Genomic DNA, 23658 nt, shown 5'->3' with positions numbered 1-23658 from the left:
GTAGACGGCCACGCTCGCGATCCCGGCATCCCGGCAGGCCCGGGCTACGCGGACAGCGATTTCGCCACGGTTGGCGATGAGCACCTTGCGCACGATTGAGGCTCCCTCCTTGAAACAAGCCGAGTTTAGGGACTGCCGACACGCCACATCGACCCGTCCCCAGTGGTGAGCTTGCCCACACGGAGCGTGATTCCAGGCTCGCTCGACCTGCGAAATCCCATGTCGCGCCGCGGCACGCAGGTCTCTCCCGGAAAACCCTAGCCCTCCTCTGTGGTCAAGGTCTCTGTCATCACGTGCTGCGGGCCACTCGGTTTCTTTGTGGAATCCCTACGAATGGCCCAATGATTCTTTGCCCTCGGCCGAACCCTTGTCCCGGGGTTTACCCGTTAGTAGCGTTCGCGATGTAGTTGAACGTACTTGGGGTAACGGCGCGGAGCTCGGAAGTGGGTGGGGGCCGGTGGTGCGCAGGCCGGTGGCGTGGGTGGTGGCGGTCGTGCTCTTCACGGAGGCGCTCGGCATCGCGGCGGTGAACTGGTTCCTCGGGGTCGTCGTCGACCGACAGGACATGTCCTTGGCGGGGCTCGACCCGAACGTGATGTCGGTGTCCTCGAAGGTCGGCGGCCTGGTCTTCGGCGCCTACTTCGCGCTGTGCGGCCTGGTCGCCCTGCTCGTGGCCGTGCGCGACCGCGCCCCGGCCGGCTTCGGCCGCATCCTGCTGATCAGTGCGGCTGTGGTGCACGCATTGCTGGGTGCGCTCGCCTGGGGCCTGGTGGGCTGGACGGCGTTCTTGTTCATGGTCGGCGTGCTCGGCCTGATAGTGCTGCTGCTGATGACGTACGACGCCCAGGGCGCCCCCGAGGAGCCCGCCGACGCCGCACCCGACAGCGGCAAGGGCGGCGACGGCTCCCCGGCGGGAGGCTCCCCGGCGGGAGGCTCTCCGGTCACGCCTCCGCCGGCGCCCACAACTCCGTGATGCCGATGCCCAGTTGCGCCAGCAGCCGGCGCACCAGCGGCAGGCTGATGCCGATCACATTGCCGTGGTCGCCGTCGATGCCGTCGATGAACGGGGCCGAGCGGCCGTCGAGGGTGAACGCCCCGGCGACGTAGAGGGGTTCGCCGGAGGCGACGTACGCGGCGATCTCCTCGTCGGTCGGCTCGCCGAAGCGGACGACGGTGGAGGCGGTGGCGGAGGTGTACCGGCCGGTCGCGGTGTCATAGACGCAGTGGCCGGTCTGCAGCGTGCCCGCCCGGCCGCGCATCGACTTCCAGCGCGCCGTGGCCTCCTCGGCGTCGGCCGGCTTGCCCAGTGCCTGGCCGTCCAGGTCGAGGACCGAGTCGCAGCCGATCACGATCGCGCCCATGACCTCGGGCTTCGCCGCCACGACGGAGGCCTTCGCCTCGGCCAGGGCCAGCGCCAGCTCAGCGGGGGTGGGCGCGGTGACGGCGTCCTCGTCGACGCCGCTGACGATGACCTCGGGGGCCAGACCGGCCTGGCGGAGGAGATTCAGCCGGGCGGGGGACTGGGAGGCCAGGACGAGCCGGCGGCGGGGCTGATCAGTCATGCGCTCAGCGTATCGGCGTGCCCGGCCGGACTCACCTCAGACCGAGCACGATCATCGTGAGCACCATGGCCAGCGCCATGAGAACGCCGAGCCGCCGCAACATCTCCTGCGTCTCGCGCAGTTCCTCGGGCGGCTCGTTCTCGGGGTCGGACCACAGCATGCCTTCCATCGTCGGTCGGCGGTTCGCGGCGGCGCCTGAGTACGCATACTCAACTTTCCCCTAAACGGTGCTACCGTTCCATTAACTAAAGGGATCTCAGTCCCGTTTGGAGGGTCGTGCCATGTTCACCACTTCCTGGACCGCATCACCTCAGCTGCCCAGCGAGGGCTTCACCCCCAACTGGTCCCGCGACGGCTTCTGGCGCCAGTCGCTGCGGCAGGTCGTACGGCTCTCGGCCGGAGGTGGCCGGGTGCGGGTGCGGCTCTCGCACGCCTACGGCACCTCGCCCGTTCGGGTTGAGGGGGCGAGCGTGGGGCGTACGGCCGCCGGGGCAGCCGTGCAGCCGGGGTCGCTCACGCGCCTCACCTTCGGGGGCGCCGCTGAGGGCCGGATACCGGCGCGCGGGGAGCTGGTCAGCGACGACGTCCCCCTCGCCGTCGCCGCCGGTGAGTCGGTGACCGTCACGCTCCATTTCGCGACCGCAACCGGCCCCGCGACCTTCCACGCCCAGGCCTTCACGACCAGTTACCGGGGCGAGGGCGACCGGTCGGCGGACCCCGGAGGCGACGGCTTCGACGCGGCGACCGAGTCCTGGTACTTCCTGTCGGCCGTGGAGGTCGACGCCGGCCGTACGGACGCCGTCGCCCTGTTCGGCGACTCGATCACCGACGGCTTCGGGTCGACACCGGGCGCGGACCGGCGCTGGCCGGACGTCCTCGCCGAGCGCACGGGGCGGCCGGTCCTGAACGCGGGCATCGGCGGGAACCTGCTGCTCAACGACTCGGCGTGGTACGGCGAGAAGGGCGTCCACCGGTTGCGCCGGGACGTTGTCGACCGGCCGGGGGTGGACACGCTCGTCGTCCTCCTGGGCCTGAACGACATCGGCTTCAGCGAGACGGACGAGCAGCCGACCTACAAGCCGGCCCCGGTGGTGGAGGCCGGGGAACTCATCGCCGGACACCGGGAGTTGATACGGCAGGGCAGGGCGGCGGGACTGAGGATGATCGGGGCGACGCTGCTGCCGTTCGCAGGCTCGGACCACTGGGGCGAGCGGGCGGCCAAGGTGAGCCACCAGCTGAACGAATGGATCCGCAGCTCGGGGGAGTACGACGCGGTGGTGGACCTGAACCGCGCGCTGGCCGATCCGGCGGACCCGGACCGGCTGCGTCCGTCGTACGACTTCGGCGATCACCTGCACCCGAACGACGCCGGGTACGAGGTGATGGCCGAAGCCGTGTCAACGGCCCTCTAGACGGGCCAGTACGTGCGCGCCCACGTCGACGGACCCGGCTGCGGCAGCCGGTGCGCGGCGATGCGGGACGGGTCCGACCACCCGTCCCGCGGCTTGGGTGCGCCGGGCGGCGTGGCTGCTGCCGCCGCGGCGCGGGCGCGGACCACCGCCAGTGCGGCGGCCAGCTCCTCGGGTGTCGGGTTGCCCCGCAGGACCTTGATGTTCATGACGGCTCCCAGCAGGCCTAGAGGGGGATGTTGCCGTGCTTCTTCGGGGGCAGGGATTCCCGCTTGGTGCGCAGCTGACGCAGACCGCGTACGACATGGCGGCGGGTGTCGGACGGCATGATCACCGCGTCGACGTAGCCGCGCTCGGCCGCGACGTAGGGGTTGAGGAGGGCGTCCTCGTACTCCTGGATCAGCCGGGCGCGCACCGCCTCGACGTCGTCCCCGCCCGACTCCGCCTCGGCGATGGTGCGCCGGTGCAGGATGTTGACCGCGCCCTGGGCGCCCATGACGGCGATCTGGGCGGTGGGCCAGGCCAGGTTGAGGTCGGCGCCGAGGTGCTTGGAGCCCATGACGTCGTAGGCGCCGCCGAAGGCCTTGCGGGTGATGATCGTGATGAGCGGGACCGTCGCCTCGGCGTAGGCGTAGATCAGCTTGGCGCCGCGGCGGATGATGCCGTCGTGCTCCTGGTCGACGCCCGGGAGGAAGCCGGGCACGTCGACGAAGGTGATGACCGGGACGTTGAAGGCGTCGCAGGTGCGCACGAAGCGCGCGGCCTTCTCGGAGGCGGCGATGTCGAGACAGCCGGCGAACTGCATCGGCTGGTTGGCGACGATGCCGACCGGGCGGCCCTCGACGCGCCCGTACCCGGTGACGATGTTCGGCGCGAACAGCGGCTGCGTCTCGAAGAACTCGGCGTCGTCCAGGATGTGTTCGATCACCGCGTGCATGTCGTACGGCTGGTTCGCGCTGTCCGGGACCAGCGTGTCCAGCTCGAGGTCCTCGGCCGTGACGGTGAGGTCGGCCTCCTCCGGGAACGCCGGGGGCTCGGAGAGGTTGTTGGACGGCAGGTACGACAGCAGCTGCTTGACGTACTCGATGGCGTCCTTCTCGTCGCCGGCCATGTGATGCGCCACGCCCGAGGCGGAGTTGTGGGTGCGCGCGCCGCCGAGCTCCTCGAAGCCGACGTCCTCGCCGGTGACCGTCTTGATGACGTCCGGGCCGGTGATGAACATGTGCGAGGTCTGGTCGACCATGATCGTGAAGTCGGTGATGGCGGGGGAGTAGACCGCACCGCCCGCGCAGGGCCCGACGACGAGGGAGATCTGCGGGATCACACCGCTGGCGTGGGTGTTGCGGCGGAAGATCTCGCCGTACGCGCCCAGCGAGGCCACGCCCTCCTGGATGCGGGCGCCGCCGGAGTCGTTGATGCCGATGACCGGGCAGCCGGTCTTCAGCGCGAAGTCCATGACCTTGACGATCTTCTGGCCGTAGACCTCGCCCAGCGCGCCGCCGAAGACGGTGAAGTCCTGAGAGAACACGGCGACGGGGCGGCCGTCGACGGTGCCGTACCCGGTGACGACACCGTCGCCGTACGGGCGGTTCTTCTCCAGCCCGAAGTTGGTGGAACGGTGCCGCGCGAACTCGTCGAGCTCGACGAAGGACCCCTCGTCGAGGAGCAGGTCGATGCGCTCACGGGCCGTCAACTTGCCCTTGGCGTGCTGCTTCTCGACGGCGCGTGCGGAGCCGGCGTGCGTCGCTTCCTCGATACGGCGCTGGAGATCCGCGAGCTTGCCCGCGGTGGTGTGGATGTCGATCCCTTGGGACTCTTGGATCTCGTGACGCTCTTCCGGCTCGGACATCGGGATGGCGCTCCCTGCCTGCTCAAAAGGGGGGACGGTTACTCATCCGTAGAGTAGTGGGGGGCCTGCGAAACAGCAGTGCGGCGTTTCACACACCTAGGGTGGCTTGCATGACGCCGCGAGATGCATCAGACGACAGCCGTTGGTCCGACCTGGACCGCCCGCCGCTGAACGCCGCCGCCCTGCGGCGCGGGCTCGTCCGGGAGGGCGGGCTGTGGCGCGAGGTGGAGGTGGTGCAGCGCACCGGCTCCACCAACACCGACCTGGTGGGCCTGGCGACCGACGGCAAAGCGGTCGAGGGCTCGGTGCTGGTCGCCGAGGAGCAGACGGCCGGCAAGGGCCGCCTGGACCGCACCTGGACGGCACCGCCCCGCTCGGGGCTGTTCTTCTCCGTGCTGCTGAACCCGGCCGAGGTGCCGGCGGCCCGCTGGGGCTGGCTGCCGCTGCTCACGGGCGTCGCCGTGGCGACGGGCCTGTCGCGCGCGGCAGGCGTCGACACGGCACTCAAGTGGCCGAACGACCTGCTGGTGACCGTCGGCGGCGAGGAACGCAAGGCCGGCGGCATCCTGGCGGAGCGGGCCGGAGACGCAGGCGTGGTCATCGGCGTCGGCATCAACGTCACGCTGCGTGCGGACGAGCTGCCGGTGCCGCAGGCAGGCTCCCTGGCCCTCGCCGGAGCCGTGAGCACGGACCGCGATCCCCTGCTGCGGGGCATCCTGCGCTCGCTGGAGGAGTGGTACGGACGGTGGCGGGCCGCCACCGGAGATCCGGTGGTGAGCGAGCTCCAGGAGACGTATGCGGCGGGGTGCGCGACGCTGGGGAGAGTGGTGCGGGCCGAGCTGCCGGGGCATCGGTCGATCATGGGGGAGGCGGTCGCGATCGACGGGGACGGGCGGCTGGTGCTGGCCACGGCCGAGGGCGTGCAGGAGCCGGTGGGAGCAGGCGACATCGTGCACTTGAGGTTGGCGTGACTTCGCCTGCCGGGCTTCCGGAGTGAGGTGGCCCACACCTGCCGTAAAGTGAAGGCCGGTCGATTACTGACCGCGGCAGATCGGAAGGGCAACAGGCGTGACCGTCGACGACACGGGCTCCGGCGCGGGCGAGGACGGCCGGGTGGATCCCCCCGACGCCGACCCCGGCGAGGATCCGCTCGCGCTGCGCCTCGAACAGCTCATCCTCGGTGCCGAGCGGCGCTACACCCCGTTTCAGGCGGCCCGTAGCGCCGGTGTCTCCATGGAGCTGGCGTCCCGTTTCTGGCGGGCCATGGGCTTCGCCGACATCGGGCAGGCCAAGGCGCTGACCGAGGCCGACGTACTGGCGCTCAGGCGCCTCGCCGGTCTCGTCGAGGCGGGGCTGCTCAGCGAGGCCATGGCCGTCCAGGTGGCCAGATCCACCGGGCAGACCACCGCGCGTCTGGCCGACTGGCAGATCGACTCGTTCCTGGAGGGGCTCACCGAGCCGCCGGAGCCGGGGATGACGCGGACCGAGGTGACGTATCCCCTGGTCGAGCTGCTCCTGCCCGAACTGGAGGAGTTCCTCGTCTACGTCTGGCGCCGCCAGCTCGCCGCCGCGACCGGCCGGGTCGTGCAGGCCGCCGACGACGAGGAGATGGTCGACCGGCGGCTGTGCGTCGGCTTCGCGGACCTCGTCGGGTTCACGCGGCTGACCCGTCGGATGGAGGAGGAGGAACTCGGCGAACTCGTCGAGGCCTTCGAGACCACCGCGGCCGACCTGGTGGCCGCGCGCGGTGGGCGACTGGTCAAGACGCTCGGCGACGAGGTGCTCTTCTCGGCCGACGACGCGTCGGTCGCCGCGGAGATCGCCCTGCGGCTCATCGAGACGATGGCCAACGACGACACGATGCCCGAGCTGCGCGTCGGCATCGCCTTCGGCACGGTGACCACCCGAATGGGCGATGTCTTCGGTACGACCGTGAACCTCGCCTCCCGGCTGACGTCGATAGCTCCGCGTGACGCCGTCCTCGTCGACAGTGCGTTCGCGGAGGAACTCATCCGATCGGGTGAGGCGCCGGCCTCTGAGGCGGAGGCGGCGGAGGCCGCGGCCGCGGCGGAGAAGGAAGGCGAGGAGCCGCCGGTGTACCGGTTCGCTCTGCAGCCGATGTGGCAGCGGCCGGTGCGTGGACTCGGGGTTGTCGAGCCGTGGCTGTTGACGCGCAGGGCGTTGCCGGCGGACTGAACGCCGTTTTGGGCGGGGCTGTGTGTCGACCGGCCGGTGCATGGGGGCCGTGCGTCAGTCGCCGTTGCTCAGGCGGTCCACGCAGAGGCTGATGATCGGGATGCAGACGCTGCCGTCGTCGGAGTGGTCCGGCTGGGGCGTCGGGGGGTTCGATGCGGCCTGGCTCGGTGGCGCGGTCCTGGTAGGGGCTGGGGCCGGTCGCTGTGCGTGACCTGTCGAAGCCGGCGCATCCGGTGCGGGGGTGGGCGCCGCGGCGGCGTGCGCCGGGCGGCCTCGCTCATAGGGTGGCTTGGGGGCAACGCTGTTCGTGGTCGGTACGGCGATCGTGCGCGTCGTCGGCGTGGTTCCCAGGCCGCCCATGGCGGACGTCGCTGACGGGCTCGGCTTCGGGGTGGTCGTCGGGATCGTGGCCGCGGCGTTGGTCGCGCTGTCCGTGTCCGTGCCGGGGGCCGCGGTGGGGTCGGCTTCCGCCGTGCCGAGGCCGGTGACGTCGGAGTCGGGGGTCAGGCGTACGAGGCTCAGGGCGCCTGCGGCCAGGGCGAGACCTCCGGCCGCGAGGAGGACCTTGCGGGGGCGGGGCCGGCGATGGCGGCCGCGGGGGCCGAAGAGGCGGCTGACCGCCTCGGTGTCCGCCGGTGCCTCGCTCGCTTCGGTACTCCGCGCTGCCGGCCCTCTCGCCTGCGGTCCTTCCGCCGTCACACCCATCACGACCCCTCCCAACGAGCTCACGCCCCCAACGCGCCGTGGCTCGCGCACGTTATGCGCTGTCGTTGGCGGTAGGGCGGGAGTTGGGCGGGATGTCACTCGAACGGGGTGTCGGGACTCGACTCGGGAACCGCTCGTGGTGGGCCTTTCCCCGGAGGGGTCCGGCTGCGATGATCGGGGCGAATGTTGTTAACCCGCGTTAACCGGAGGGTGTCATGAGTGAGGAGCGGTACGGGGAGTTCGTGCTGGTGCGCAGGCACGGGCCCGGGCATGTCGCGGAGCTCGTGCTCGACCGGCCCAAGGCCATGAACGCCGTGTCCACGGAGATGGCCCGTTCGATCGCGGGGGCGTGTGCGGCACTGGGCGCGGACAACGGCGTACGGGCGGTCGTCCTGACCTCGACGCATGAGCGGGCGTTCTGCGTCGGTGCGGATCTGAAGGAGCGGAACTCCTTCAGTGACGCCGACCTGGTCCGGCAGCGGCCGGTGGCGCGCGGGGCGTACACGGGGGTGCTGGAGTTGCCGGTCCCGACGATCGCGGCGGTGCACGGCTTCGCGCTGGGGGGCGGCTTCGAACTGGCGCTGTCCTGCGATGTGATCGTGGCCGACCGTACGGCCGTGGTGGGGCTGCCCGAGGTGTCGGTCGGGGTGATCCCGGGGGGTGGAGGTACCCAGTTGCTGCCGCGGCGGGTGGGCGCGGCCAGGGCTGCGGAGCTGATCTTCACCGCGCGCCGGGTCGAGGCCGCCGAGGCCCGCGAGCTCGGGTTGGTGGATGTGCTGGTGGAGGAGGGGCAGGTCCGGGAGGAGGCGCTGGCCCTCGGGGCGCGGATCGCGGCGAACTCGCCGGTGGGGCTGCGGGCCGCCAAGCGGGCGCTGCGGGTCGGGCACGGCATGGACCTGCGGGCCGGGCTGGAGGTCGAGGACGCGGCCTGGCGGGCCACGGCGTTCTCGGGGGACCGCGCGGAGGGCGTGGCCGCGTTCAATGAGAAGCGGAAGCCAGAGTGGCCCGGCGAGTGAGGATGGCCGGGGGGAGTGACGGTGTCCTTCGGCTTGTGGGCCGGCGCTGAGCTCCCCGTTCGCCACACCAAAGTCCCAAATCATGGCAAACCTCCCTAGCCTGGAGTAATGGGTGAGGACACACGGCTCGCGGCCGTAGTGGCGTTGGCGCAGGGGATGGCGGCGGTGCACACCCCGCGTGAGTCCTGGCGGGCGGCGGCGTTCGGGGCGTGTCGGGCGCTGGCCGGTAGTTTTGCCGCGCTGTCGGTGTGGGAGCGGGAGCTCGGGCGGTTGCGGGTGCTGGTGAACGTGGGGGACCGCACCCAGGGCGAGGAGGAGTTCCCCGGTGACGAGGCCTATCCCGTGCATCAGTTCCCGGAGATCACCGAGTTCCTGCACGAGCGGTGGGCTTCTGGTGGGGAGCCCAACGCCTGGGTGGAGACGGCCGACGGTCCCGCCGCCGGGCAGCCCGGGTACTGCCACCAGCGCGTCGCCGCCCTGCGACGTCGCGGGCGCGGGTGCTGTGTCGTCGCGCCGATCGTGCTGAACGGGCGGGCGTGGGGGGAGCTCTACGTGGCCCGTTCCGCCGGGGCACCCGTCTTCGACCGCGGGGATGCCGACTTCGCCACCGTGCTCGCCTCCGTCGTGGCCGCCGGCCTCGCGCAGAGCGAGCGGCTGGAGGAGGCGCGGCGCCTGGCGTTCACCGACGCGCTCACCGGACTCGCCAACCGGCGTGCCGTCGACGTGCGGTTGGAGGAGGCCATCGAGCGGCATCGCAGGGACGGGGTCGTGGTCAGCCTGGTCGTCTGTGACCTCAACGGGCTCAAGCGGGTCAACGACACCCAGGGGCATGCGGTGGGCGACCGTCTGCTGGAGCGGTTCGGGTCGGTTCTGTCGTTGTGCGGCGCCATGTTGCCCGGTGCTCTCGCGGCGCGGCTCGGCGGCGACGAGTTCTGTCTGCTGGCCGTGGGGCCGGCCGCCGACGACGTGGTGAGGGCCGCGGACGAACTGTGCCGTCGTGCCGCCGAGTTGGAGCTCGGAGAGGGGGTGGCCTGCGGGGTTGCGTCCACGCAGGATCCGATCGGGACCGTGCCCTCTGCCCGGCGGTTGTTCCGGCTGGCCGATGCCGCGCAGTACCAGGCCAAGGCCGTGCTGTCCGACAAGCCCGTCGTCGCCGGGCGGGAGGGGCCGGACGACCCGGTCGTACGCCTCGCCGACGCGGAGCCCTCCGGCGAGGGGGCGGTGGAGCGACGGCGGTTCCGGGGGCGGCTGCCGTGAACGGCCGGATGGTGCCGACCGGCGTGTAAGGGGTGTACCCGTCAGCCACTAGTGACATCTTCGTCTTCACTGCGTACGCTCCTGAATATGGATATGCACACTGTGGTGGTGGGGACGTCCGGGGTCACCGCGTCCGACGTCCTTGCCGTGGCGCGGGGTGGGGCCCGGGTCGAGCTGTCGGAGGAGGCGGTCGCGGCGCTGGCCGCGGCCCGCGGGATCGTGGACGCGCTGGCGGCCAAGCCCGAGCCGGTCTACGGCGTCTCCACCGGCTTCGGCGCCCTGGCGACCCGGCACATCAGCCAGGAGCTGCGGGCGCAGCTGCAGCGCAACATCGTCCGTTCGCATGCCGCGGGAATGGGGCCGCGGGTGGAGCGGGAGGTTGTACGGGCTCTTATGTTCCTGCGGCTCAAGACCGTCTGCTCGGGGCACACGGGAGTACGGCCGGAGGTCGCGCAGACCATGGCCGACGTGCTCAACGCCGGGATCACGCCCGTCGTCCACGAGTACGGCTCCCTCGGCTGCTCCGGTGACCTCGCTCCCCTTTCGCACTGCGCCCTCACGCTGATGGGGGAGGGGGACGCCGAAGGTCCCGACGGGAGTGTGCGGCCCGCCGGAGAGCTGCTCGCCGCGCACGGCATCGCGCCCGTCGAGCTGCGTGAGAAGGAGGGCCTCGCCCTCCTCAACGGCACCGACGGCATGCTCGGCATGCTCGTCATGGCCCTCGCCGACCTGGACGCGCTCTACAAGTCCGCCGACGTCACCGCCGCGCTCAGCCTCGAGGCACTGCTCGGGACCGACAAGGTGCTCGCGCCCGAGCTGCACGCCATCCGGCCGCACCCGGGGCAGGGCGCCTCCGCCGCCAACATGCTCGCCGTGCTGAAGGGTTCGGAGCTGACCGGGCATCACCAGGACGACGCGCCCCGCGTCCAGGACGCGTACTCGGTGCGCTGCGCCCCGCAGGTCGCCGGCGCCGGGCGGGACACCTTGGCGCACGCACGGCTCGTCGCCGAACGGGAGCTCGCCTCCGCCGTCGACAACCCGGTCGTGCTGCCCGACGGACGTGTCGAGTCCAACGGCAACTTCCACGGGGCGCCCGTCGCCTACGTCCTCGACTTCCTCGCCATCGCCGTCGCCGACCTCGCCTCCATCGCCGAGCGCCGCACCGACCGGCTGCTGGACAAGAACCGCAGCCACGGGCTGCCGCCGTTCCTGGCCGACGACGCGGGTGTCGACTCGGGGCTGATGATCGCCCAGTACACGCAGGCGGCCCTGGTGAGTGAGCTGAAGAGGCTGGCCGTTCCGGCGTCCGCCGACTCGATTCCCTCCTCCGCCATGCAGGAGGACCACGTCTCCATGGGCTGGTCGGCCGCACGCAAGCTCCGCACCGCCGTCGACAACCTCACGCGCGTCCTGGCCATCGAGCTCTACGCCGCCACGCGCGCCATAGAACTGAGGGAGGGGCTCGCCCCGGCACCGGCCTCGCAGGCGGCCATCGACGCCGTACGGGACGCCGGTGTCCAGGGCGCCGGGCCCGACCGGTTCCTGGCACCCGACCTCGCCGCGGCCGACGCGTTCGTGCGCGGCGGAGAGCTGGTCGCCGCCGTGGAGAAGGTCACCGGCCCGCTCCAGTGACACGGAAGGGGCCCTGTCGTACGACCGACAGGGCCCCGATGCGTCTTGAGCGGGTCAGTTCTCGAGCGGGTTACTTCAGCTTGGCGCTCTGCGCGTCGATCAGGGCGGCCGGAACGTCGTACGGCTTGTCCGAGAACATCAGGCCGAGGTTGACCGTGTAGTACGTGGCGATGGTGCTGCCGTGCCGCACGACCTCGATGTGCGAGGTGCCCTCGTCGCCGTCCTCCTCGTTCACCGCGGTGAACGCCACGGACTCGTCACCGGCACCGGACGCCTTCTCAGCGGTGATCTTGGTGATCTTCTGGTCCGCGCCCTGCATGGTGAGGGGGAAGCCCCCGGAGCAGCTCTTCACCGCATCCGACACCGACTTGAAGGTGGCGGCGGCGCCGTCACCGTCGTACGAGGACAGGCCCACTACCGTCAGGTTGAGGCTCATCGCGTCGGTGAGCGAGTCCTCGATCTCGCCCTCGCTCAGATCCTCCAGGGACTTGGAGGCGTCGGGGGTGGGCTTCTTCTTCTCTTCGCGGGTCATGACGGCCGCGTTCGACGCCGAGTCGCCCGGCGCCAGCCCGCCCATGGCGTAGGCGAGCGGCTGGCACTGCGCCTCGCTGCTCTTGATCTGGTCCTTGGACTTCGGCAACTGCTTGCCGGAGTCGTCCACCTGGTAACCCTCGACCTCGCCCTGCGCGATGATCGCCTTCTTCAACTCCGCGGCGCTGAGCGCCTTCGCGGCCTGCCCGTCCGGCCCCTTCGAGTCGTCCGACCCCCCACCGCAACCCGTGACAAGGGCGAGCGACAGCGCGCTCACGGCAACCGTGGCGGCTGCACGCACGCCCGATGATCTCTTCATGAGCGGACTATGAAGCCAATGTGAAGGAATCGTCAAGCGAGTTCAGAAGCCGAGCTGTTCCCGGCGTACCGAGTAGGCGACGAAGCCCGCGCCCACGGCGAGGAAGACGGTCCCGCCGACGATGTACGGCGTGGTGTCGAAGCTTCCGGTGTCGGCGAGCCGGGTACCGTCCCCGGTGCTGTCGTCGGCGCCCTCGGACGCGGCCCGCGCCTGCTGGGTGACCTGGGTCGTGGGTGTCGCCGAAGGCTCCGGTCTCGCCGGCCCGTCGCCCGTCGCGTTGGCGGAGGGTACGAACCACAGGGCGCCCAGCAGGGCTCCCGCGGCGGTGGCGGTCAGCAGCGATCGGCGTGCGGTGGACGTCGATCGATGAGCGGCGGACACGGAATATCGATCCCCTTGTGGCGCTGGCGAATTGGCCGTGTGGGCCGATGTTAGTGAAAGTCGCGGGTCACGGGAAAGTCACGGGGGAAAAGGGCCGTACGCTCCGGGCATGAGTACTCCAGAAACATCACGGTTTGTACGGCTTCGGGTCGAGCTCGTTCTCGAAGTGGACGACCGCGACGCCGTGACCAAGGCCGCCCTGCGGCGGATCGCCGACGACGTCACCATGCCGGTCGACGAACGGTCGCACGCCGAGAGCGCTGTGACGGAAGACACTGCCGAGGCCCTCGCCTATCTCGTTGATCCATTCGACCTGGTCAGCGAGGTGCCCGGAGTCGAGCTCGCGCAGGCCTCCTGGTCGAGCGAACGCATCGACTACGACCCGGATTCGCCGGAGTGGGACCTCGGCGAGGATGATGGTGAGGAGGACTTCGACGGCGACATGGCCGAGCGGGCCGGCTGAGGCGTCTTGGGGAAATCGTGACCCCGGACGGCAACCGCCGCCCGGGGTTTCGTCGTCTCATGGGACGCACTGACCGAAACCCGCACCACCTGCCGCGGCAGACGTGGTGTGCCCCACACATGCGTGGGATGTGGAACGGGACGAACCGGTCGTAGCGTTGAAGATCCTTGACGGGGACTCTCGGGGTTCTGGGGATTCGGGAAGATGGAGAAGCGTGTGATGACGAACAGTAGGCGGCGCAAGGGCCTGACGGTCGCGTCCGCACTGCTCGGCGGTGTCCTGGTGCTCTCGGCCTGCTCCGGCGGCGACGACGACGCCTCCGGCGGCGGCGGCGACTCCTCGCAGGCCAAGGTCGACGAGGCGGCTGCCAAGAAGACGTCCGAGGCCCAGATCAAGATCAAGCCCGAGGACGGCACCGACAACGCCTCCATCAACAACTCCGCCGCCGTCACCGTGAGCAAGGGCACGCTCACCGAGGTGACGATGACCACCGCCGAGGGCGCGGCGGTCGAGGGCGAGATATCCGCCGACAAGACCAGCTGGAAGCCCAGCGCCCAGCTGGAGCGCTCGACCACCTACAAGATCGCGGTGACCGCGAAGGACGCGAAGGGCCTGGACGCCCACGAGAACGCCTCCTTCACCACGGTCTCCCCGGACAACAGCTTCCTCGGCTACTTCACGCCGGAGGACGGCTCGACCGTCGGCGTCGGCATGCCCGTGTCGATCAACTTCGACAAGTCGATCAGCAACAAGGCGGCCGTCCAGAAGGGCGTCACCGTCTCCACCACCAGCGGCCAGGAAGTCGCCTGCCACTGGTTCAACGACACCCGCATGGACTGCCGGCCCGACGAGTACTGGCAGGAGGGCTCGACCGTCACCCTGAAGATGTCCCTGGACGGGGTCGAAGGCGCCGACGGTGTCTACGGCGTCCAGGAGAAGACGGTCACCTTCAAGATCGGCCGCAACCAGGTCTCCTACGTCGACGCGAAGACCAAGCAGATGAAGGTCACGCAGGACGGCAAGACCATCAAGACCATCCCGATCTCCGCCGGTTCGCCGGAGAACAAGACCTACCAGGGCGTCATGGTGATGTCCGAGAAGTTCAAGGAGACGCGCATGAACGGCGCGACCGTGGGCTTCACGGACGACGACGGCAAGGGCGAGTACGACATCAAGGACGTGCCGCACGCCATTCGCCTCAGCAGCTCCGGCACCTTCATCCACGGCAACTACTGGGGTGCCAAGTCCATCTTCGGCAGCGTGAACACCAGCCACGGCTGCGTGGGTCTGTCCGACACCAAGGGCGCCGACGACAAGGGCACCGCGGGCTACTGGTTCTACAACAACTCGATCGTCGGTGACGTCGTGGTCGTCCAGAACACCGGCGACAAGACGATCGCGCCGGACAACGGCCTCAACGGCTGGAACATGGACTGGGCGCAGTGGAAGGCCGGTTCGGCCGTCTGACCCGTCCCGCGCGCGTAGCCGCCGCACAGTTCCCTCACAAGTGACCGATGCCGCCCCCAGGGGCGGCATCGGTGTTTCCGGGGCTGCTCCCAGCCTTCTCATGCATCTCTTATTTCGGCCTTATGCCTTCATCACGCGCCGTACCTACTTTGCGGCGCATGTTCTTCACCTACCTGAGGCGCGAGCTGCGCCGCCGCAGAAAGGCGGCCCTCGTCGTCGCCTCCGGACTCGCGCTGGGCATCGCGCTGGTCATCGTGGTCAACTCCGTGTCCTCCGGCATGAGCAAGGCCCAGGACAAGGTCCTGCAGTCCCTGTACGGCCTGGGCACGGACATGACCGTCACCAAGGCCGCCGAGCCGGCCGCGAGCAGCTCCGAGCGGCCGCGCTTCCAGTTCGACGCGCAGGACGACGGCTCCGACGCGGAGCAGTCGACCGACCGTGTCATGGTCCAGGGCTTCCAGACGCTCGCGAGCTCGACCGTGCACAAGGTCGGTTCGCAGAGCGGTGTCTCGGACGCCGTCGGCGGGCTCAGCCTCCAGGTCATCAAGGTCAGCGGGCAGTTCACGCGGGGACAGTTCCAGCAGGACCAGAGCGGCAGCGGGGGCCAGCAGGGCGGCGGGCCCGGGCAGGGCGGAGGCGGCAGCAGCCAGCCGCAGGGCGAAGTGCGCGGCGGTGGCGCCGACTTCGACGTCAACAACTACTCCGTCTACGGCGCCGACGTCACCAAGCCGGCGCTCGGCCCGCTGACCTCTTCGAAGATCACCAGCGGGCGTACGTTCAAGTCGACGGAGACGAACGCCAAGGTCGTCGTCGCCGACACGTCCTACGCCAAGGAGAAGAAGCTCAAGGTCGGCTCCACCGTCACCATCAAGGGCACCAAGTTCGAGGTGATCGGCATCGCCACGCCCGACAGCGGGGACGCGGCCGCCAACCTCTACATCCCGCTGAAGCAGGCGCAGACGCTCGCCGACGCGAAGGACAAGGTCACCACCATCTACGTGAAGGCGTCCGACTCGCAGCAGATCGACGCCGTCAAGTCGGCCATCCAGAAGAACATCTCCGGTACGACGGTGACGACCTCCGCGGACCTCGCGGACACGGTGTCCGGCTCCCTGTCCACGGCGTCCTCCCTGGCGACCAGCGTCGGCAAGTGGCTGTCCATCGCGGTGCTGATCGCCGCGTTCCTGGTGGCCGGACTGCTGACCTCCTCGGCGGTGTCGCGCCGGGTCCGGGAGTTCGGCACGCTGAAGGCGCTGGGCTGGAAGTCGGGACGGGTGACCCGGCAGGTGGTCGGCGAGGCGATCGTGAACGGGCTGCTGGGCGGGGCGCTGGGCATCGCGATCGGCCTTGCGGGCGCGTACGTCGTGACCGCCATCAGCCCGACGCTGCAGGCCCAGTTGGGCGGCGGTGGCGGTGGCGGCGGCATGGGCGGCGGCCCGGGCGGCGGTGGCTTCGGCGGCGGGGGCCCTGGACGGCAGACGGCAAGCACGACACTCGACGTCGCCCTGACGGCACCGGTGAGCCTTACGACGGTTGCCCTGGCGGTCGGGCTTGCGGTGACGGGCGGGCTGATCGCCGGTGCCTTCGGCGGCTGGCGGGCGTCGCGGCTCCGTCCGGCGGATGCGTTGCGCCGTGTCGAGTAGCTGACGTCGGCGGCGGTTGCTGCTGCGGCTGGGCGGGGTGCCGCCGCGCCACCCGTGCCGCCTGCGGGTAGTGGGGGCTGGTCGCGCAGTTCCCCGCGCCCCTTGGGGGTTGCAGTCCCGCCGCTGGAAAGGGCCGCGGCCCGACTCCAGGCAGGGCGGGCGGTGGCAGCCGACGTAGCCGCCACCCCGCCAGGGGCGCGGGGAACTGCGCGACCGGCCCCCACGCACCCGGCAGTCGAGAACGGTCCGAACCACCTCCGGCAGCCGTGCGGTGCACGGCAGTCGACGCGACGGGACCCGCCAGGGGCGCGGGGAACTGCGCGACCAGCCCCCACCCACCCCGCAGCCGACGACGATCCGCATCACCCCGAAGCCCACCCAGGAGTCACCGTGTACGAACTCAGAAACGTCACCAAGCGCTACACCCGAGGCAAGGAGTCCATCCACGCCCTCGACGGAGTCGACCTCACCATCGCCGACGGCGACCGGCTCGTCATCCAGGGCCCCACCGGCGGCGGCAAGTCCACCCTCCTCCAGATGATCGGCGCCCTGGACCGGCCGACCTCCGGCGAGGTCGTGCTCGACGGCACCGACCTGGCCAAGCTCTCCGAGACCCGGCTGACAAAGGTCCGCAGCGAGAACATCGGCTTCGTCTTCCAGTCCTTCAACCTCATCCCCACCCTCACCGCACAGGAGAACGTGGAGACCGCCCTCGTCCCCCTCGGGGTCAAGACGAAGGCACGGCGCGAACGTGCCGCCGAGGCCCTGAACTCCGTAGGCCTGGGCGAGCGGCTCGGACACCTCCCGTCCGAGATGTCCGGCGGCCAGCAGCAGCGCGTCGCCATCGCCAGAGCACTCGTCAAGCAGCCCAAGGTGCTGCTCGCCGACGAACCCACCGGAAACCTCGACGAGTCGATGCGCGACGAGATCATGGACGTACTCGAACGCATGTGGAAGGAGCTCGGGTTGACCTTCATCATGGTCACCCACGACTCGGCGATCGCGAAAAAGGCCCCGCGGCTGGCGACCATCCGCAAGGGGCGGATCACTGTCAAGGAGAACGCGGGGGCGTAACCCGGCGACTGCGTAACGGAGTTAGCGCCGTCGCGTAACAGTCGGCCGGCGTGCTTCTTACCTTCTTCTCATCTCTTGAGGTGTCTGATCGCCCCTCGGCATACTCCGTATTCCGGGGGGCGGCGTGCATGGGTACGGGACCTCCCCCGGCCGGGTGAACGGGGTAATTCGCCCGGACCTTCTGCAAGGGGGAAACTTGCGCAGACAATTCAAGAGAGTAGGCGCGGCCTCTGTCGCCACGGCCGCCGCCGTCGCCCTCGCCGCGGGAATGACCAGCCCGGCGTCGGCCGAACCGGAGCAGCGCCCGTCCGGCGCCGCTGCCTCGCTCACGTCCCCCCACCGCATCACCCTGATCACGGGTGACCGGGTCTCCGTCGACTCCAAGGGCCGCGTGGTCGGCCTGGAGCGGGCGAAGGGGCGCGAGCACATACCCGTACAGACCCGCAAGGTCGACGGACGCACGCTGGTGATACCGGCCGACGCGGCCCGGCTGGTCGCCACCGGCCGGCTCGACCAGCGGCTGTTCGACATCTCCGAGCTCAACAAGTCCGCCAGCCGCGCCTCCCAGGCCAAGGGCCTGAAGGTCATCGTCGGCTACCAGGGCGCCGCAGCCGGCGCCAAGGCGGACGTCCGGGAGGCGGGCAAGCTCCGCCGGACCCTGAAGTCCCTGAACGCGGACGCGGTGCAGACCCCGCACCAGGACACGCCCGAACTGTGGGACGCGCTGACCAACGGCGACAAGACGGCCTCCGGCATCGCGCACGTCTGGCTCGACGGCGTCCGCAAGGCCAGCCTCGACAAGTCCGTGGCGCAGATCGGCGCCCCCAAGGCGTGGGCCGCCGGCTACGACGGCAAGGGCGTCAAGATCGCCGTCCTGGACACCGGCGTCGACGCGACCCACCCCGACCTCAAGGACCAGGTCGTCGCGGCCAAGAACTTCACGCCCGCCGCCACCGCCGAGGACAAGGTCGGCCACGGCACGCACGTCGCGTCCATCGCGGCGGGCACCGGCGCCGCGTCTCCCGGGGGGTCTGGCGGCAAGTACAAGGGAGTTGCGCCAGGCGCCGACATCCTCAACGGCAAGGTCCTCGACGACAACGGCTTCGGCGACGACTCCGGCATCCTCGCCGGCATGGAGTGGGCGGCCGAGCAGGGCGCCCAGGTCGTCAACATGAGCCTCGGCGGCGGCGACACCCCGGAGATCGACCCGCTTGAGGCGACGGTCAACAAGCTGTCCGCCGAGAAGGGCATCCTCTTCGCGATCGCGGCGGGCAACTCCGGCCCCGAGACGGTCGGTTCGCCCGGCAGCGCGGACGCCGCACTCACCGTCGGCGCAGTCGACGACAAGGACGTCCTCGCGCCCTGGTCCAGCACCGGCCCCCGGCTCGGCGACGGCGCGATCAAGCCGGACGTGACCGCGCCCGGCGTGGCCATCACGGCGGCGTCCGCCAAGGGCAGCCTCATCGAGCAGGAGGTCGGCGAGAACCCGCCCGGCTACCTGACCATCGACGGCACCTCCATGGCGACCCCGCATGTCGCGGGCGCGGCGGCGATCCTCAAGCAGCAGCACCCGGACTGGACGTACGCCGAACTCAAGGGTGCGCTCACCGGTTCCACCAAGGGTGGCAAGTACACGCCGTTCCAGCAGGGTTCGGGCCGTATCCAGGTCGACAAGGCCATCAAGCAGACCCTGATCGCCGACCCGGTGTCGGTGAGCTTCGGTACGCAGGCGTGGCCGCACACCGACGACAAGCCAGTCACCAAGGAGCTGACGTACCGCAACCTCGGTACGAAGGAGGTCACGCTCCAGCTCGCCGCGACGGCCACCGACCCCAAGGGCCAGGCGGCGCCGGCGGGCTTCTTCAAGCTCGGGGCGACGAAGGTGACGGTCCCGGCGGGCGGCAAGGCCTCCGTCGACGTCACCGTCAACACCAAGCTCGGCGGCACGGTCGACGGCGCCTACTCCGCGTACGTGACGGCGACGGGCGGCGGGCAGAGTGTCCGTACGGCCGCCGCGGTGCAGCGTGAGATCGAGTCGTACGACGTCACCGTCAAGCACATCGGCAAGGACGGCAAGCCGGCCCCCGAGTACCTCACCGACCTGATCGGCTACTCGGGTCTGGCGACGGACCGTGGCTTCCAGGTGCCGGTCACCGAGGCCGGCGTCACCAAGATGCGGCTGCCCAAGGGCACGTATCTGATGGATGCCTGGATCGCCAAGGACTGGGTGAACTTCGAGGGCGGCCTCGACTGGGTCGTCCAGCCGAAGCTGAGCGTCACCAAGAACACGTCCGTGACGATCGACGCCCGCACCACCAGGTCGGCCGACATCACCGTGCCGGACGCGCAGGCCAAGCAGCTGCTCGCCAGTACCAACTACTTCTACGACCCGGCGGGCATCGGCATCGGCGTCGGCCTCGACTCCTTCGCCAAACTGCGGCTTGCTCACCTCGGCCCGGAGATCCCGAGCGGCCTGACCCAGACCTGGAACGGGCAGTGGACCAAGGGCGACGCCGCCGAGTACGACGTCGCCACCACCGCCAAGGTCAAGAAGATCCAGGGCGACAAGGTCCGCCACTTCAAGGCGGGCGAGCTCGCCAAGGTGAAGAACGACCTGGGCGCCCCGGCTCCGGGCAAGAGCGGCTCGCTGATGCCCCTGGGGGTCTTCCCCGAGGACGTCGTCTTCGGCTCGCCGGTCGAGCAGAAGCTGCCGGGCTCGCGGACGCTGTACCTGTCGACGTCGGACAAGGTCCGGTGGACGTGGGACTTCCAGCAGTACGCCGGCAAGGACGCGGACGGCTTCCCAGTCACCGACGCGTTCTACACGCTGGGCACGCCGCAGACCTTCAAGGCGGGCCAGAGCTACACGAAGACCTTCAACACGGCGGTCTTCGGCCCGCACATCAACAAGGAATTCGGCCTGTTCCGCCAGGGCAACGACCTCTACGGCCTCCTGCCGCTGTTCGCCGACGCGAGCAAGCACGCCGGCTCGTCGGACTTCACGGCGGTGACCACGAACCTGTACCGCAACGGCACCAAGCTCGCCTCCAACGACGACCCGCTCTTCGGCGAGAAGGCCTTCACGGTTCCGGCCGCGGACGCCGAGTACAAGCTGACGACCTCGGTCAAGCGCAGCGTCAAGGTCGCGGCCGCTTCCACACGGATCGACGCGAGCTGGACCTTCCGCTCCAAGAAGTCGACCGCCGACCGGGTCACGCTCCCGGCCTCCACGGTCCGCTTCGGCGCCAAGACGGGCCTGGACAGCCGGGTCGAAGCCGACAAGAAGGTGACCTTCCCGGTCACCGTCGTGGGTGCGGCCGCGGGCAGCAACCTCAAGTCGCTGCACGTGTACGTGTCGTACGACTACGGCCAGACCTGGAAGAAGCTCGAGGTCAAGAACGGCAAGATCACCGTGACGAACCCGGCGAAGGGCAAGGCCGTCTCCTTCCACGCCAAGGTCGCCGACAAGAAGGGCAACAAGTCGACGATCTCGATCTACAACGCGTACTACGCAAAGTGAGTCGCGAAACAGTCGGCTGAGCCGATAGCGAACCGCCCGCCGGAAGTGAAGCTTCCGGCGGGCGGTTCGTGTTTCCGTGAGGCCATGACGGCTCACACGGTGGAATACATCCGGTACCGCATCCCCGAACAGAAGTCGGCCGAGTTCCTGGCCGCCTACACCCGCGCCGCGACCCAGCTCGCCGCGTCCCCGCACTGTGTCGACTACGAACTCACCCGCTGCGAGGACGACTTCGAGCACTACATCCTGCGCATCACCTGGACCTCGACCCAGGACCACATGGAGGGCTTCCGTCAGTCGGAGCTGTTCCCCGACTTCCTCGCCGAGATCCGCCCTTACATCCCGCACATCCAGGAGATGCGCCACTACAAGCCGACGTCGGTACGGGGCGCGGGCGCCTCGGTGCCGACGCTGTACGCCTGGGCGGGCGGCGCCGCGGCATTCGCCCGCCTGACCTCGGCGTTCTACGACAAGGTCCGCAAGGACGACCTCCTGGCCCCGCTGTTCGCCGACCTCGACCCGGCCCACGCGGAACACGTGGCCCTGTGGCTCGGCGAGGTCTTCGGCGGCCCGCCCGCCTACTCCGAGACCCAGGGCGGCCACGGCCACATGGTCGCCAAGCACATGGGCCGTGGCATCACCGAGCCCCAGCGCCGCCGCTGGGTCAACCTCATCCAGGACGCCGCGGACGAGGCGGGCCTGCCGACGGACGCGGAGTTCCGCTCGGCGTTCCTGGCGTATGTGGAGTGGGGGACCCGGCTGGCGGTGTACTTCTCGGGCCCGGACGCGGCGCCGCCGGCGGAGCAGCCGGTGCCGAGGTGGAACTGGGGGGTCATGCCGCCGTATCAGGGGTGACGCGGCCGATCACGAGGCCTCAGCCGCCGCTGCCGTACGGCCTCGTCAGGATCTCCAGGTTGTGGCCGTTCGGGTCCTCGAAGTACGTGCCGCGGCCGCCGTCGTTGTGGTTGATCTCGCCGGGGCGGCGGTGGTGGGGGTCGGCCCAGAAGGGCAGGCCGGCCTCCCGGATCCGGCCGAAGATGGTGTCGAAGTCGTCCTCCGACACCAGGAACGCGTAGTGCTGCGTCGTGATGGTGCCGGGCGAGTCCAGGTAGTCCAGGGTCACACCGTTGGGGATCTCGACCGGGATGAAGGGGCCGTACTGCGGGCTCACCTCCAGGCCCAGGATGTCGGCGAGAAACCGGGCCGAGGCCTTCTTGTCGTGCGCGGCGACGATGGTGTGGTTGAGCTGGACGGTCATCGGGGCTGCCTCCTCGTGTGCACGGCGGACGGGCTCCTGTTTTCACGCTAGGCAGGGCCGCCGCACGGCACATCGGTCCTGAGGAGGGTGCCGTGCTACACCTTCGGTACTCGGCCTCCTGCTTTCCATGGTCGGGTCACAAAAGGGCCCCGGAGCAGTGCGGCTCCGGGGCCCTCGGTGCGCGTCAGCGCGGCCGTGTCAGATCGTCGCCGTGTCGATCACGAAGCGGTACCGCACGTCGCTGTTCAGCACCCGCTCGTACGCCTCGTTGATCTCGGAGGCGGCGATCAGCTCGATCTCGGCGCCCAGGCCGTGCTCGGCGCAGAAGTCCAGCATCTCCTGGGTCTCCTGGATGCCGCCGATGCCGGAGCCGGCGAGGGTCTTGCGGCCGCCGATCACCGAGAAGAGGTTGAGGGCGACGGGCTCCTCGGGCGCGCCGACGTTCACGAACGCGCCGTCCGTCCTGAGCAGGGACAGGAACTGGTCCAGGTTCAGCGGTGCCGAGACCGTGGACAGGATCAGGTCGAAGGTGCCGTGCAGCTCCTCGAAGGTCTTCGGGTCGCTGGTGGCGTAGTAGTGGTCGGCGCCCAGCTTCAGCCCGTCGTCCTTCTTGCGCAGGGACTGCGACAGGACCGTCACCTCGGCGCCGAGCGCGTGCGCGATCTTCACGCCCATGTGGCCGAGGCCGCCCATGCCGAGGATCGCGACCTTCTTGCCGGGGCCGGCGTTCCAGTGCCTGAGCGGGGAGTACGTGGTGATGCCGGCGCACAGGAGCGGCGCGGCGACGTCGAGGGAGAGGCCGTCGGGGATGCGGACGACGAAGTTCTCGTCGACGACGACCTTCTGCGAGTAGCCGCCGTAGGTGGGCTCGCCGTCCTTGCCGACCGCGTTGTACGTGCCGACGTTGCCGCCGGTGCAGTACTGCTCCAGGCCGGCCTTGCAGTTCTCGCACTCGCGGCAGGAGTCGACCAGGCAGCCGACGCCCACACGGTCGCCGACCTGGTACTTGGTGACCCCGGAGCCGACCTCGGAGACGATGCCCGCGATCTCGTGACCGGGGACCATCGGGAAGATCGCCTCGCCCCAGCCCTCACGGGCCTGGTGGATGTCGGAGTGGCAGATACCGGCGAACTTGATGTCGATCAGGACGTCGAACTCGCCGACCTCACGGCGCTCGATGGTGGTGCGCTCCAGCGGAGCCTTGGCGGCGGGTGCTGCGTATGCGGCAACGGTGGTCATGCCGGGTTCTCCTAGCGGGGTTCTGCGCCCGGCTGCCTTCTGGGTCTGGTTCTGCTTCCGTCCGGGCACGCCATTCAGCCTGGTGGAGGGCGCGGAAAGTACCCAGACCCCGGTTGTACGTACGTCCGCCGGTCCTA

The 23658-nt window shown here is 70.0% G+C and carries 23 protein-coding genes; 13 read left to right on the top strand and 10 right to left on the bottom strand.

The features are described from left to right. On the bottom strand, positions 1-93 hold a 93-nt coding region (locus ACFY5C_RS35230), incomplete at its 3' end, for a biotin carboxylase N-terminal domain-containing protein (RefSeq protein WP_280842533.1). A gap of 364 nt (positions 94-457) precedes the next feature. On the opposite strand from ACFY5C_RS35230, the gene ACFY5C_RS35225 reads away from it, so the two are divergent. Continuing rightward, on the top strand, positions 458-973 hold the full coding sequence (locus ACFY5C_RS35225; RefSeq protein WP_389452425.1) for a hypothetical protein: 516 nt from the start codon (positions 458-460) through the stop codon (positions 971-973). Here the strand turns inward: ACFY5C_RS35225 and ACFY5C_RS35220 are convergent. After that, the gene (locus ACFY5C_RS35220; protein WP_369273060.1) at positions 942-1562 is read right to left on the bottom strand and encodes a nucleoside triphosphate pyrophosphatase; all 621 of its coding nucleotides are present in this window, start codon (positions 1560-1562) and stop codon (positions 942-944) included. The genes ACFY5C_RS35225 and ACFY5C_RS35220 overlap by 32 nt on opposite strands. Before the next feature lie 31 nt (positions 1563-1593). Continuing rightward, entirely contained in the window at positions 1594-1722 is a 129-nt protein-coding gene (mmpB, locus tag ACFY5C_RS35215) for a morphogenic membrane protein MmpB (RefSeq protein ID WP_328424162.1), read from the bottom strand. 121 nt (positions 1723-1843) lie between these two features. Between mmpB and ACFY5C_RS35210 the strand changes: the two genes are divergently transcribed. Beyond that, positions 1844-2974: an SGNH/GDSL hydrolase family protein gene (locus ACFY5C_RS35210; RefSeq protein WP_389452422.1), complete on the top strand. Its 1131-nt coding sequence runs from the start codon at positions 1844-1846 to the stop codon at positions 2972-2974. Here ACFY5C_RS35210 and ACFY5C_RS35205 read toward each other — a convergent pair. Together ACFY5C_RS35205 and ACFY5C_RS35200 are read right to left on the bottom strand one after the other, a co-directional pair. Further along, positions 2971-3180 (bottom strand): acyl-CoA carboxylase epsilon subunit, encoded by a 210-nt coding sequence (locus ACFY5C_RS35205; RefSeq protein WP_389452419.1) that lies wholly within the window; start codon positions 3178-3180, stop codon positions 2971-2973. The two genes, ACFY5C_RS35210 and ACFY5C_RS35205, sit on opposite strands and share 4 nt — an antisense overlap. Positions 3181-3197: 17 nt before the next feature. After that, positions 3198-4820: an acyl-CoA carboxylase subunit beta gene (locus ACFY5C_RS35200; RefSeq protein WP_389452416.1), complete on the bottom strand. Its 1623-nt coding sequence runs from the start codon at positions 4818-4820 to the stop codon at positions 3198-3200. A gap of 110 nt (positions 4821-4930) precedes the next feature. On the opposite strand from ACFY5C_RS35200, the gene ACFY5C_RS35195 reads away from it, so the two are divergent. Continuing rightward, positions 4931-5791: a biotin--[acetyl-CoA-carboxylase] ligase gene (locus ACFY5C_RS35195; RefSeq protein ID WP_389452413.1), complete on the top strand. Its 861-nt coding sequence runs from the start codon at positions 4931-4933 to the stop codon at positions 5789-5791. A gap of 97 nt (positions 5792-5888) precedes the next feature. Continuing rightward, entirely contained in the window at positions 5889-7016 is a 1128-nt protein-coding gene (locus tag ACFY5C_RS35190) for an adenylate/guanylate cyclase domain-containing protein (RefSeq protein WP_389452410.1), read from the top strand. A gap of 54 nt (positions 7017-7070) precedes the next feature. Here ACFY5C_RS35190 and ACFY5C_RS35185 read toward each other — a convergent pair whose 3' ends face one another. Further along, positions 7071-7721, bottom strand: a complete 651-nt coding sequence (locus ACFY5C_RS35185; RefSeq protein ID WP_389452450.1) for a hypothetical protein — start codon at positions 7719-7721, stop codon at positions 7071-7073. A gap of 215 nt (positions 7722-7936) precedes the next feature. On the opposite strand from ACFY5C_RS35185, the gene ACFY5C_RS35180 reads away from it, so the two are divergent. The 3 genes from ACFY5C_RS35180 (at position 7937) to hutH (ending at position 11626) form a co-directional block, all read left to right on the top strand. Next, positions 7937-8737 carry an enoyl-CoA hydratase/isomerase family protein gene (locus ACFY5C_RS35180; RefSeq protein WP_389452407.1) on the top strand — a complete coding sequence of 267 codons (801 nt, stop codon included), beginning with the start codon at positions 7937-7939 and terminating at the stop codon, positions 8735-8737. A gap of 108 nt (positions 8738-8845) precedes the next feature. After that, positions 8846-9994 carry a diguanylate cyclase domain-containing protein gene (locus ACFY5C_RS35175; RefSeq protein ID WP_389452404.1) on the top strand — a complete coding sequence of 383 codons (1149 nt, stop codon included), beginning with the start codon at positions 8846-8848 and terminating at the stop codon, positions 9992-9994. A 93-nt stretch (positions 9995-10087) separates the two neighbouring features. Beyond that, complete coding sequence (gene hutH, locus ACFY5C_RS35170) at positions 10088-11626, top strand: histidine ammonia-lyase (protein ID WP_389452447.1); 1539 nt, start codon at positions 10088-10090, stop codon at positions 11624-11626. 70 nt (positions 11627-11696) lie between these two features. Here hutH and ACFY5C_RS35165 read toward each other — a convergent pair whose 3' ends face one another. After that, the gene (locus tag ACFY5C_RS35165) at positions 11697-12476 is read right to left on the bottom strand and encodes a hypothetical protein (protein WP_389452401.1); all 780 of its coding nucleotides are present in this window, start codon (positions 12474-12476) and stop codon (positions 11697-11699) included. Between the two features lie 42 nt (positions 12477-12518). Then, positions 12519-12857, bottom strand: a complete 339-nt coding sequence (locus ACFY5C_RS35160) for an LAETG motif-containing sortase-dependent surface protein (RefSeq protein ID WP_389452398.1) — start codon at positions 12855-12857, stop codon at positions 12519-12521. Between the two features lie 109 nt (positions 12858-12966). On the opposite strand from ACFY5C_RS35160, the gene ACFY5C_RS35155 reads away from it, so the two are divergent. The 6 genes from ACFY5C_RS35155 to ACFY5C_RS35130 all read left to right on the top strand — a co-directional run bounded on the left by ACFY5C_RS35155 (position 12967) and on the right by ACFY5C_RS35130 (position 21879). Further along, complete coding sequence (locus tag ACFY5C_RS35155) at positions 12967-13320, top strand: hypothetical protein (RefSeq protein WP_389452396.1); 354 nt, start codon at positions 12967-12969, stop codon at positions 13318-13320. 219 nt (positions 13321-13539) lie between these two features. Next, the gene (locus ACFY5C_RS35150) at positions 13540-14787 is read left to right on the top strand and encodes an Ig-like domain-containing protein (protein WP_389452393.1); all 1248 of its coding nucleotides are present in this window, start codon (positions 13540-13542) and stop codon (positions 14785-14787) included. A gap of 158 nt (positions 14788-14945) precedes the next feature. Further along, positions 14946-16430 (top strand): ABC transporter permease, encoded by a 1485-nt coding sequence (locus tag ACFY5C_RS35145; RefSeq protein WP_389452391.1) that lies wholly within the window; start codon positions 14946-14948, stop codon positions 16428-16430. Between the two features lie 390 nt (positions 16431-16820). Further along, the gene (locus ACFY5C_RS35140) at positions 16821-17504 is read left to right on the top strand and encodes an ABC transporter ATP-binding protein (protein ID WP_389452388.1); all 684 of its coding nucleotides are present in this window, start codon (positions 16821-16823) and stop codon (positions 17502-17504) included. Between the two features lie 196 nt (positions 17505-17700). Further along, entirely contained in the window at positions 17701-21024 is a 3324-nt protein-coding gene (locus tag ACFY5C_RS35135) for a S8 family serine peptidase (protein ID WP_389452385.1), read from the top strand. Positions 21025-21108: 84 nt separating this feature from the next. Then, entirely contained in the window at positions 21109-21879 is a 771-nt protein-coding gene (locus tag ACFY5C_RS35130) for a group II truncated hemoglobin (protein ID WP_389452382.1), read from the top strand. Between the two features lie 19 nt (positions 21880-21898). On the opposite strand, the gene ACFY5C_RS35125 is transcribed toward ACFY5C_RS35130, so the two are convergent. Continuing rightward, positions 21899-22282 carry a VOC family protein gene (locus ACFY5C_RS35125; RefSeq protein WP_389452380.1) on the bottom strand — a complete coding sequence of 128 codons (384 nt, stop codon included), beginning with the start codon at positions 22280-22282 and terminating at the stop codon, positions 21899-21901. Positions 22283-22480: 198 nt separating this feature from the next. Further along, positions 22481-23521 carry an NAD(P)-dependent alcohol dehydrogenase gene (locus ACFY5C_RS35120; RefSeq protein WP_389452377.1) on the bottom strand — a complete coding sequence of 347 codons (1041 nt, stop codon included), beginning with the start codon at positions 23519-23521 and terminating at the stop codon, positions 22481-22483. Between the last annotated feature and the right edge of the window lie 137 nt (positions 23522-23658).

Source organism: Streptomyces sp. NPDC012935 (genome assembly GCF_042900345.1).
Lineage (GTDB): Bacteria > Actinomycetota > Actinomycetes > Streptomycetales > Streptomycetaceae > Streptomyces.
This window is presented reverse-complemented; position numbering and strand designations above follow the sequence as displayed.

Coding starts and splice junctions, on each gene's coding strand:
- ACFY5C_RS35185 (WP_389452450.1), bottom strand. CDS start 7,721: ATGGGTGTGACGGCGGAAGGACCGCAGGCGAGAGGGCCGGCAGCGCGG.
- ACFY5C_RS35165 (WP_389452401.1), bottom strand. CDS start 12,476: ATGAAGAGATCATCGGGCGTGCGTGCAGCCGCCACGGTTGCCGTGAGC.
- ACFY5C_RS35125 (WP_389452380.1), bottom strand. CDS start 22,282: ATGACCGTCCAGCTCAACCACACCATCGTCGCCGCGCACGACAAGAAG.
- ACFY5C_RS35195 (WP_389452413.1), top strand. CDS start 4,931: ATGACGCCGCGAGATGCATCAGACGACAGCCGTTGGTCCGACCTGGAC.
- ACFY5C_RS35220 (WP_369273060.1), bottom strand. CDS start 1,562: ATGACTGATCAGCCCCGCCGCCGGCTCGTCCTGGCCTCCCAGTCCCCC.
- ACFY5C_RS35205 (WP_389452419.1), bottom strand. CDS start 3,180: ATGAACATCAAGGTCCTGCGGGGCAACCCGACACCCGAGGAGCTGGCC.
- ACFY5C_RS35145 (WP_389452391.1), top strand. CDS start 14,946: ATGTTCTTCACCTACCTGAGGCGCGAGCTGCGCCGCCGCAGAAAGGCG.
- ACFY5C_RS35200 (WP_389452416.1), bottom strand. CDS start 4,820: ATGTCCGAGCCGGAAGAGCGTCACGAGATCCAAGAGTCCCAAGGGATC.
- hutH (WP_389452447.1), top strand. CDS start 10,088: ATGCACACTGTGGTGGTGGGGACGTCCGGGGTCACCGCGTCCGACGTC.
- ACFY5C_RS35120 (WP_389452377.1), bottom strand. CDS start 23,521: ATGACCACCGTTGCCGCATACGCAGCACCCGCCGCCAAGGCTCCGCTG.
- ACFY5C_RS35155 (WP_389452396.1), top strand. CDS start 12,967: ATGAGTACTCCAGAAACATCACGGTTTGTACGGCTTCGGGTCGAGCTC.
- ACFY5C_RS35150 (WP_389452393.1), top strand. CDS start 13,540: ATGACGAACAGTAGGCGGCGCAAGGGCCTGACGGTCGCGTCCGCACTG.
- mmpB (WP_328424162.1), bottom strand. CDS start 1,722: ATGCTGTGGTCCGACCCCGAGAACGAGCCGCCCGAGGAACTGCGCGAG.
- ACFY5C_RS35180 (WP_389452407.1), top strand. CDS start 7,937: ATGAGTGAGGAGCGGTACGGGGAGTTCGTGCTGGTGCGCAGGCACGGG.
- ACFY5C_RS35210 (WP_389452422.1), top strand. CDS start 1,844: ATGTTCACCACTTCCTGGACCGCATCACCTCAGCTGCCCAGCGAGGGC.
- ACFY5C_RS35130 (WP_389452382.1), top strand. CDS start 21,109: ATGACGGCTCACACGGTGGAATACATCCGGTACCGCATCCCCGAACAG.
- ACFY5C_RS35175 (WP_389452404.1), top strand. CDS start 8,846: ATGGGTGAGGACACACGGCTCGCGGCCGTAGTGGCGTTGGCGCAGGGG.